This window comes from Kiritimatiellia bacterium, from assembly GCA_028715905.1.
GTDB lineage: Bacteria > Verrucomicrobiota > Kiritimatiellia > JAAZAB01 > JAAZAB01 > JAQUQV01.
Genome location: JAQUQV010000011.1, coordinates 37,969 through 47,933, shown reverse-complemented (window position 1 = coordinate 47,933; position 9,965 = coordinate 37,969). Strand labels below are relative to the sequence as shown.

At 56.0% G+C, this 9,965-nt stretch carries 11 protein-coding genes; all 11 read left to right on the top strand.

What is annotated here, in order from left to right:
• Positions 1–153: 153 nt before the first annotated feature.
• The 11 genes from PHP98_03955 to PHP98_03905 all read left to right on the top strand — a co-directional run bounded on the left by PHP98_03955 (position 154) and on the right by PHP98_03905 (position 9,963).
• Complete coding sequence (locus PHP98_03955) at positions 154–630, top strand: transposase (GenBank protein ID MDD5482788.1); 477 nt, start codon at positions 154–156, stop codon at positions 628–630.
• A gap of 563 nt (positions 631–1,193) precedes the next feature.
• Positions 1,194–2,915, top strand: a complete 1,722-nt coding sequence (ilvB, locus tag PHP98_03950; protein ID MDD5482787.1) for a biosynthetic-type acetolactate synthase large subunit — start codon at positions 1,194–1,196, stop codon at positions 2,913–2,915.
• A 49-nt stretch (positions 2,916–2,964) separates the two neighbouring features.
• On the top strand, positions 2,965–3,450 hold the full coding sequence (ilvN, locus tag PHP98_03945) for an acetolactate synthase small subunit (protein ID MDD5482786.1): 486 nt from the start codon (positions 2,965–2,967) through the stop codon (positions 3,448–3,450).
• A 52-nt stretch (positions 3,451–3,502) separates the two neighbouring features.
• Positions 3,503–5,035, top strand: a complete 1,533-nt coding sequence (locus tag PHP98_03940) for a 2-isopropylmalate synthase (protein MDD5482785.1) — start codon at positions 3,503–3,505, stop codon at positions 5,033–5,035.
• Positions 5,032–5,901, top strand: coding sequence for a shikimate dehydrogenase (gene aroE, locus PHP98_03935; protein MDD5482784.1), 870 nt, complete (start codon positions 5,032–5,034; stop codon positions 5,899–5,901). Before PHP98_03940 ends, aroE begins: the two co-directional genes overlap by 4 nt.
• Before the next feature lie 20 nt (positions 5,902–5,921).
• Positions 5,922–6,737, top strand: a complete 816-nt coding sequence (locus tag PHP98_03930; protein ID MDD5482783.1) for a prepilin peptidase — start codon at positions 5,922–5,924, stop codon at positions 6,735–6,737.
• 368 nt (positions 6,738–7,105) lie between these two features.
• Positions 7,106–7,618, top strand: a complete 513-nt coding sequence (locus PHP98_03925) for a shikimate kinase (protein MDD5482782.1) — start codon at positions 7,106–7,108, stop codon at positions 7,616–7,618.
• Positions 7,619–7,666: 48 nt separating this feature from the next.
• Positions 7,667–8,599, top strand: a complete 933-nt coding sequence (queG, locus tag PHP98_03920; GenBank protein ID MDD5482781.1) for a tRNA epoxyqueuosine(34) reductase QueG — start codon at positions 7,667–7,669, stop codon at positions 8,597–8,599.
• On the top strand, positions 8,589–9,110 hold the full coding sequence (locus tag PHP98_03915; protein ID MDD5482780.1) for an adenine phosphoribosyltransferase: 522 nt from the start codon (positions 8,589–8,591) through the stop codon (positions 9,108–9,110). The genes queG and PHP98_03915 overlap by 11 nt, the downstream gene beginning before the upstream one ends.
• Positions 9,111–9,193: 83 nt before the next feature.
• The gene (locus PHP98_03910) at positions 9,194–9,556 is read left to right on the top strand and encodes a nucleotidyltransferase domain-containing protein (protein MDD5482779.1); all 363 of its coding nucleotides are present in this window, start codon (positions 9,194–9,196) and stop codon (positions 9,554–9,556) included.
• Positions 9,553–9,963, top strand: a complete 411-nt coding sequence (locus tag PHP98_03905; GenBank protein ID MDD5482778.1) for a HEPN domain-containing protein — start codon at positions 9,553–9,555, stop codon at positions 9,961–9,963. Before PHP98_03910 ends, PHP98_03905 begins: the two co-directional genes overlap by 4 nt.
• Positions 9,964–9,965: the final 2 nt, after the last annotated feature.

The window sequence follows — 9,965 nt, the reverse complement described above, 5'->3', positions numbered from 1 at the left end:
CAGGAGACCGTGGAACGCGAAACGGCGCGCGCCGTTGCGGCCCACGCCCGCCGGTGAAAAGCGAAAAAATTGTTTTTCTTAGGCTTGTCCGTTGACTCACTGAAAAAAAGACGCCGTAGCCAGAAGCGAGATAACGAAGAAATCCGTCGGTTTGTGGCCGCTTTGGCGCCGCTCATGGCCAGCGCCATGAGTCTGCGCCGGCTGCCTTTATCCAAAGGCCAGTTTTGTCGCCAGGCGCGGCAGATCAAGCGCGCCATCTTGAAAGTCATTAATACGGAAGCGCAACATCCCGCCATTCAAGGCATTCAAAATATTTTCCGCGAAAAAGGCAAACGCCTGTTTCATTGGGTTGAAGACCCGCTGATCCCAGCCGATAATAATTTTGCTGAACGCGAATTGCGTCCCCTGGTCATTGCCCGCAAGCTCAGTTTTGGTTCCCAATCCGATGCCGGCGCCAGAACACGCGAAATCCTGATGACGGTCTTGCACACACTAAAAAAACGTTCCGTCAATACAACAGCATGCCGGCATGACTTGGTCGAACAGGCTTTCAAGTCCGCCCTCGATAAAATCGCGGCCGATCCCAATATAGATCGTTATACAGCGTTGTTTAACGCAAACTCATCTTAAAACCGGATGCCACGTCGAAACAGGCCGCGATCTAACCGGGCCATCGCGCCAAGGGGGCTGCCTGGCGCGATATGAATCCGCGCGACGCATTTCGCTGCCCGCAAGGGATTCGAAAAAATCCGGCAAGTCCGGCCCAGATGTGCCGGCGCCGCGCGAAACGCTATACTCGTGTATGCGCGAGCGCGGCAACGGAACAGATGGGTTGGAATCGCCGGAGGTTTTTCGAACGAAATGCGCCGCGCATTCTCAGAATCATCAAATCTCACCAAATACCCATAAGACTGATGCATTACAAAAAAAACAAAAAAACATTTGACATGTTAAAATTGCATTGATAAAAAGTTGGCCATGAGCAATAAAACTTCCATCGCGCGGTTAAAAGGGGCGGGGCTGTCGGTTGCCGGCCTGCTTGTAGTGTTGCGTCCCGCGGTGGGAGAACCTCCCGGCTGATACGGACCATCGTATAACCCGGACGAGATTTGAACCCGCCGAAAAAAACGGTGGGTTTTTTGTTTTCAGTATGATATAAGCCAATACCACGAATTATTCTGACAGGGGGATATATGCGCACAGGAGTTGAATGTTTGATTGACGGATTGAAAAAGGCGGGCGTGAAAACCATATTCGGTCTGCCGGGCGGCTCGGTTCTGGATATTTTTAACAAATTATACCACGCGCCGTTTGAATTCATCCTGGCCCGGCACGAGCAGGGCGCCACCCATATGGCCGACGGCTACGCGCGCGCCAGCGGCAAGGTCGGCTGCTGCCTGGCGACTTCCGGCCCCGGCGCCACCAATACCGTGACCGGACTGGCCAACGCCAACATGGATTCCATCCCTCTGGTCTGCATCACCGGGCAGGTTCCAACCCCCATGATCGGCAATGACGCCTTTCAGGAGGCGGATATCACCGGCATTACGCGCCCGGTGACCAAACATAATTATCTGGTCCGCAACGTGGATGAATTGCCGCGGATTATCGCGGAAGCTTTTCACATCGCCGCCACCGGCCGGCCCGGCCCGGTGCTGATAGATATTCCCAAGGATGTCCAGCGCGCCTCAACGTCCGCCCCGACGCCGGACGCGGTGGATATCCGCAGTTACCACCCGACGACCGATGGCCATCCCAAACAGATCGCGCGGCTGGCGGAAGCGATAAACAAGGCCGCCCGTCCGCTCCTTTACGTCGGCGGTGGCGCCATTGCAGGCAACGCCGCCGCGGAAGTGGCGGCGCTGGCGCATAAAAGCGGACTGCCGGTCACTACCACGCTTCTGGGATTGGGAGCCTTTCCGGAAACGGACGCCTTGGCCCTGCGTATGCTCGGCATGCATGGGAGCGTTACGGCCAATTACGCCACGCACCATTGCGATCTGCTGGTTTCAATCGGCGCCCGGTTTGACGACCGGGTGACGGGCAAGATATCGGAATTTGCGCCCAAAGCGCGGATCGCCCATATTGACATTGATCCCAGCGCCATTTCAAAAAGCGTGCCGGTTGATATCCCGGTTGTGGGCGATGTGAAAAGCATTCTGCGCGCATTGCTTCCCCATGTTGACTCCGGGGAAAGGAAAGAATGGCGAGAACAGATTATGGCGTGGAAAGAAAAACATCCCTTCTCTTATGACCGCGATTCCAAAAAATTGATGCCGCAGTACGTCATTGAGCAGATTTACAGCCTGACCAAGGGCGAGGCGGTCATTGTTACCGAGGTCGGCCAGCACCAGATGTGGGCCGCTCAGTATTATAAATATACCCAGCCGCGGACTTTTATCTCGTCCGGCGGCCTGGGCACCATGGGCTTCGGTCTGCCGGCGGCCATCGGCGCCCAGATCGCCCGGCCCGATAAAATCGTGGTTGATATTTCCGGCGACGGCAGTGCGCAGATGAATTTCCAGGAAGTGGTGGTGGCGGTTGAGCATAACGTGCCGATCAAAATCGTTATCCTGAACAACGGTTACCTGGGAATGGTGCGGCAATGGCAGGAACTGTTTTACAAAAAGGAATATTCCGCCACGCGTTTGGGACAGGCGGAGCGCGGCAAGAATGAAAACATCAAGACAAAAAAAGGCGCCAAATACCTGCCGGATTTCGTCAGGCTGGCCGAAGCCCACGGCGCGCTCGGACTCAGAGTGGAGGCGCGCGCGCAGGTTGAGGCAACCTTGAAAAAGGCGTTTACCCATGACGGCCCCGTGGTCGTGGAGTGCATGGTTGAGCCTGAGGCCAACGTGTATCCCATGGTCCCGGCGGGCGCCTCCCTGACCGAAATGATTCAAAGCATGGCGTAAGAAGAGAGGCACAAAGGAAGAAGGATAAAAGCATTAACAGGTTAAAAACATGAAACATGTTATTTCAGTTCTGGTTGAAAACAAGCCCGGCGTCCTGGCCCGGGTGGTCGGCCTGATTTCCGGCCGCGGTTATAATATTGAGACGCTCAACGTGGCGCCGACCCATGACCTGACGGTTTCCAGAATCACCATGACCGTGCCCGGAGACGACCGCGTCCTGGAACAGGTGACCAAACAGCTGAACAAGCTGGTGGACGTCATCAAGGTCTACGATTTGACCGGCGAAAAGTTCATTGACCGCGAACTGGCTTTGATAAAAGTGCAGATTTCCGGCCGGAATCGCTCGTCAGTCATGGAGCTGGCCTCCCTCTTCAAGGCCGAGGTGGTTCATGTCCATCATAAATCGCTCACAATTCAGATTGTCGGCGGCAGCGATGAAATTGACAATTTCCTTGAATTGGTGCGGGCAAACGGTATCGTGGATGTTTCCCGGACCGGAGTGATTGCCCTGGGAAGGACGGAGGGGAAGGAATAGCAAGGGAGTTGTGGATGTGACTTTATAAAAATGACAAGCTATGGAGAAGACAATGAAACCTGACAAGGTTTTGATTTTTGACACAACCCTCCGGGACGGCGAGCAGTGCCCGGGCGCCAGCCTCAACCACCGCGAAAAACTGGAAATCGCGCGCCAACTGGCGCGTCTCAATGTTGACGTGATTGAGGCCGGATTCCCGATCGCATCCCCGGACGATTTTCACGCGGTAAAGGCCATCGCCGAAAACATCAAGGGGCCGCGCATTGCCGGCCTGTCAAGATGCCTGAAAAAGGACATTGAACGCTGCGCGGAGGCGGTCGCGCCGGCCGGTAAACGCGGGAGAATCCACGTTTTCCTGGCCACTTCCCCCATCCACCGGCGCTTCAAGCTTAAAATGGATAAAAAAGAAATTCTCCGCCAGGCATCCTCCGCCGTCCGCTACGCGCGCCGCCTCTGCCCGGACGTGGAGTTCAGTCCCGAGGACGCCACCCGCACGGAGCCGGATTTTCTCGCGGAGGTTACGCGGGCCGTGATTGACGCCGGGGCCGCCACCGTGAATATTCCCGACACAGTCGGTTATGCCGTGCCGCATGAATTCGGAGCGCTGATTGCCTCCCTGTTTGAAAATGTCCCGAATATTTCCGGGGCGGTTATCAATGTGCACTGTCACAATGATCTCGGCCTGGCGGTGGCCAATTCGCTGGCCGCCTTGAAAAACGGCGCGCGCGGCGTGGAATGCACTATCAACGGCATCGGCGAAAGAGCCGGGAACTGCGCCCTTGAGGAACTCGTCATGGCCTTGCGGACCCGCGCGGACGCCTTTCATCTGAAAACGGATGTTTTGACGCGCGAATTGCACCGCGCCAGCAAGCTTGTCAGCGGACTCACCGGCATGGTCGTTCAACGCAACAAGGCGATTGTCGGCGCCAATGCCTTTGCCCATGAGGCCGGCATTCATCAGGACGGCATCCTCAAGGAAAGAACAACTTACGAAATCATGCGCCCGCAGGACGTCGGCATTGAAGGCTCGGAACTCATTCTCGGAAAACATTCCGGCCGGCACGCTTTCCGCGAAAGGCTCGCGCGCATGGGATTCAAATTGAGCCCGCGCGAACTGGAGCGGGCCTACGGCCGTTTCATTGAACTGGCCGACAAGAAAAAGGCCGTCTATGATGACGACCTGGTCGCCATTGCGCGCGATGAAATGGAGGAGGCCGCCGGTGGTTTGTATATTCTTGATTACCTCAATGTGACGACCGGGACGAAAACCGTGCCCACCGCCACTATCCGCCTGAAGAAAGGCGACAACATCATCCAGGACGCGGCCTGCGGCGACGGCCCGGTGGACGCCGCATTGAAAACAATAGACCGGATCTCCGGCGTGAAGGGAAAATTGGTTGATTATTCCATCCAGGCCGTTACCATCGGCAAAGACGCCCAGGGTGAAGTGAGCGTCCGCGTCTCGTTCGGCGCGGACATTGTCAGCGGGAAAGCCGCCAACACCGATATTGTCCAGGCCAGCGCAGCCGCCTATCTGGCGTGCGTAAACCGGCATTTGACGATGGGCGGGAAGCAAGCATCATGAACATCTCTTCCTCTACCAGACTCTATGCCGTCATCGGTCACCCGATTGCCCATTCGCTTTCCCCCCAAATGCAGAATGCGGCCCTGGAAAAAATGGGGCTGGACGCGGTCTACCTGGCGTTTGATGTCCGGCCCGAACGGTTGCTGGATACTTTGAAAAGCATGATGGAAATGGGGTTCGCCGGCGTCAATCTTACGGTGCCGCTCAAGGAAGCGGCTTTCCGCGGGTTGAAAAACATTGATCCCGCCGCCCGGCGGCTCGGCTCGGTGAACACCGTAAAGTTCTTTCCCGGCGGCATGAAAGGCTACAGCACGGATGGGCATGGGTTTCTGGCGGCGCTCAAAAAAACTTTTAAATGCTCGCCGGAAGGGCAGATTGTTTTTCTGTTGGGCTGCGGCGGAGCCGGCCGCGCGGTGGCCCTGGCCTGCGCCGGGGCGGGCGCAAAAAAAATTGTGCTGGCCGATTCCGACCTGAAACGCGCGGAAAAACTGGCGGTGGACATCAAAGCCGCCCGGCCGCGCATTGACCTTGAAATCGCGCCCGCGCCGCGCGCGGCGCGCAACCGCGCGGCGCGTTCCGCCGACCTGGTGGTGCAAGCCACGCCGGTCGGCATGCACCCGAACGATCTTCCCTTGCTTGACAAGGACGCCTTTTCGCGGAAACAAAAATTTTACGACCTGATTTACATGTTCCCCGAAACGGGGCTGATGAAAATTGCCCGGGCGGCGGGCGCCCTGGCCGCCAACGGTCTTGATATGCTTCTCTTCCAGGGCGCGCTTGCGCTGGAACTCTGGACCGGAAAAAAAGCCCCGATTGACGTCATGCGCAAAACCCTGGAAAAAGCCGTGTACGGACGCGAGTTGTGATCCAGATTTAAGGGGCTTTCATGCCTTACGCAATATTTGTTTTTTACAGCATTATCGCTTTCATCCTGGGAACATGTATCGGCAGTTTTGCAAATGTCTGCATCTACCGCATGCCGCTGGGGCGTTCCGTAATCGTGCCGCGCTCGCATTGTCCGGATTGCGGGGCGTTGATCGCCTGGTTTGACAATATCCCGTTGCTAAGCCTCCTTTTTCTGGGCGGCCGCTGCCGGGCCTGTACGGGTGAAATATCGCGGCGTTACTTTCTGGTTGAGCTGCTGACGGGCGCGCTTTTCCTGGTCGTTTTCCTGCGTTACGGATTTGACGTCCGGACTCTTGTCTACTGGCTGGTCGCAACGGGGTTGATTATCGCCACCTTCATAGACTTTGATTACATGATTATCCCCGATCAGATCACAATCGGCGGCATTTTTGCCGGGTTGCTGATCAGCATTGTTTTTCCGCAACTCCACGGGGTGAACACCCATGCGGAATCTTTCCGCACCGCATTCGTGGGAATGCTGATCGGCGGCATGTCTCTCTGGCTGGTCGGAGAACTCGGCCGCCTGGCTTTCCGGAAGGAAGCCATGGGCATGGGGGATGTGAAACTGCTGGCGGCGCTTGGCGCTTTCCTCGGCTGGCAGGCGGTTGTTTTCACGATTATGATCGCCTCCCTGGCCGGCGCCCTGGCCGGGCTTGCCATGGTTTTGTGCGGGCGGAAAGGCATGGGCAGTAAAATCCCGTTCGGACCGTATCTCGCTCTGGCGGCAATCGTCTGGATGGCGGGGGGAAGCGATTGGTGGTCCGCGTATTTGGGCTGGCTGCGGAGCGCATCTTAAACGTTTGAAGCTGTGCCAAACAACAGGAAAGTTTGATCTGAAAAGATTCACCACAGAGATAGGATGCGAAGAAGAGATTGCTTGAAATCAGATTTTACCGGACGCAAAACCTGATTTCAAGCAACGAACTGTATTGGAGAAAGAAGGAGCATAAAATGGCGGTTGAAGAACAGATGGAATCTCTCGTCTTCCTCCAAAAGAGAACTGGGTTTGTCAAATTTAGGAGCGGCGGGACGCCGGCCTCAAATTTGACCAAAAGCTCCTCTTGTTTAACTCCGTGCCTCGGCGACTCCGTAGTTGTTCTTTTTTTTAATTTGGGTTGCGGGCATAAGCCCGCCTTAAGCCGTTCCATTTGACAGGAAAATATCATGTCTGGAAACATAATCCTCGCCGGTTTCATGGGGACCGGCAAAACCACAGTTGGAAAAATACTGGCGGAACAATTGCGCAAGAAATTCGTTGACATGGATTCCGAACTGGAAGAGCGGACCGGCAAATCCATCGCCCGCATTTTTGCCGAGGACGGCGAGCCGTATTTCCGCAATATGGAACGGCAACTGGCGCGTGAGCTTGCGGCCGCAAAAAACCAGGTCATCGCCGCCGGCGGCGGCATTGTCCTTGATCCGGACAATGTCCGCGATTTCAGCCGGACCGGAAAGGTGATTTGTCTGTTCGCCGCCGAAGAGGAAATTCTGCGCCGGGTTTCTTCTTCAACTGCGCGACCGCTGCTGGAAAAAAGCGATAAGCTCCAGAACATTAAAAATCTGATGGAACAGCGCCGCGGCCTCTATGAGTCAATTCCGAACCGCATAAATACTTCCGGCCTCGCTCCGCGGGAAGTGGCGGAAGAGGTCATGCTGATCTTGACAAGGGACGCTTAAGGCGGCCGGGGCGCCATCCAAACTTGCCGCGACCGGCTCTTTCCGGATATGAAGCTTGAACAATTTATCCGCGAGCAGGCGTTTGCGCTCGGTTTCGGCGCGGTGGGGATTGCCGCCGCCGGGCCGAGCAAATCCTTTCCCGCTTTTAATGAATGGCTTTCCCGCGGTTGCTGCGGCGGGATGGATTATTTGAAAAAACGCGCGGCGCTGCGCGCCGACCCGCGCAACCTGGCGCCGCAGGCAAAATCCATTATCGTCGCGGCCGCCCCTTATCCTGCGGAACAAAATGATTGTCCGATATCAAACTATGCGCGCGGCGCGGATTACCATGATGTCGTGCGGGCAAAGCTGAAACAGCTTTCCGCGGCGCTTGACGCGAAAACCGGCCGCGCCTGCGGCGGGCGCGTGTGTGTTGATTCGGCCCCGCTGGCCGAAAGGGAATGGGCGGTGCGGGCGGGAATAGGATGGATCGGCCGGCAGGGAAGCGTGGTCAACCCGGAAATCGGATGCTGTTTTTTTCTCGGAGAATTGATGGTCAATATCGCGCTTGAGCCGGACCGTGAATTGCGGCCGCAATGCGGCGCTTGCCGCCTTTGCGTTGACGCCTGTCCGGCCGGCGCGATAATGCCCGGCAATTGTGTTGACGCGCGGCGCTGCATTTCTTATTTGACCGTTGAACACAAAGGCGGACTTGACCCGGCCCGGCAGCCTTTTGCAGGCAATTCGATTTTCGGATGCGATTGTTGCACCGCGGTTTGCCCGTGGAACCGCCGCCGCCCGGCGCCGGTCATGCCCGAATTTGACGTGCCGCCTTCCGTCGTGCCGCCGCTTGCGGAATTAGCCGCCTTGAATCAGGAGGAATTTGCGAAAAAATTCAGCGGAACTCCGGTTGAAAGAATTGGCTTGGAACGTTTTTTGCGAAATGTTAATTTAGCGTTGAAAGGCCATAACAATCCAGAGGAGCAAAATTATGAGCATTAAAAAAATCAAGTCCGCCATCCGCGATATCCCCGATTTTCCGCAGAAGGGCATTATTTTCAGGGATATCACCCCCGTCCTGGCCGACCCCCGTCTTTTTAAGGCGGCCGTCAACATCCTTTGCAAGCGCCATCCCAGGGGGAGCGTCAGCAAAGTGGCGGCGGTTGACGCGCGCGGCTTTATTTTCGGCGCGGCGGCGGCGCTTAAACTCGACGCCGGCTTTATCCCGGTCCGCAAAAAAGGCAAATTGCCTTTCCAAACAATAGAGCAATCCTACGAGCTTGAATACGGTTCCGCCGCGCTCAGCATGCATGTTGACGCCATCCAGCCGGGCGAGACCATTCTTGTCATTGACGACCTTCTGGCCACGGGCGGCACGGCCGCGGCCACCGCGGCCATGATTGAAAAACTGGGCGGAAAGATAAAGGAAATCGCCTTTCTGATTGAACTGGCCGGCCTTAAGGGACGGGCCAAACTGGCGAATTATCCGGTCTTTTCCGCGATTGTTTTTTAATTCACCGCCCGTTTTGCCGGAACGATGCGGCTTGATTTTGTCAGAACTGATGATAAATTTAATTCCATGCTGGGATGGTCATTATGATCGCCAAAACCGACATTGAAACCGGCGGGACAAAGCTGGCCGAGGTGAGGAATCTGGCCCGTCAATACGCATTGGAAACAAGGGAACACTTCAAAAACCGATTGCGCCGGATTTGTCTTTACGGTTCTGCGGCGCGGGGAGACTGGTCGCCGGAATCGGATATTGATATCCTTGTTTTGCTGGATCATATTGCCGGCGATGATGAACGTTGGCTTATTTGCCGGGCAACGGAACTGGGAGTCGGCGGCAGCGGCATCCTCATCCAGCCTTTATTTATGGCTGAGTCGGATTTTGCCCGATTACTGGAACGCGAGCGTCTCTTTGCCATTGAAGTGCAGCGGGAAGGAATGGATTTATGACAAAAGATAATGCCGTAAAAAATTCTGACGACGAAGCGCGGCGCGGAGACGAAGCGCTTGGCGCCGCCCGGCATCTTTTATCGTCCGGCTTTTATAATGACGCCGTTTCACGGGCATATTATGCCGCTTTTCATTGGGCGCGCGCCCTTCTTGTTTCGCGCGGCATTGAAGCAAAAACCCATCGCGGGGTCATTCAGTTGTTCCATCATAATTTTGTGCGGGCCGGCACGGTTACGGAAGAAACCGCGGGTCATTTATCCCGCCTTGAGACCTATCGCGAATTGAGCGATTATACCGCGTTCTCGCATTTCACCGAGGCGCAGGCCCGCGAAGAGATCAGCCTGTCCGAAACGTTCATTAATGCCTGCCGCCAGCTGCTCCAATATGAGCGGTCCGAGAAAAATTAAAT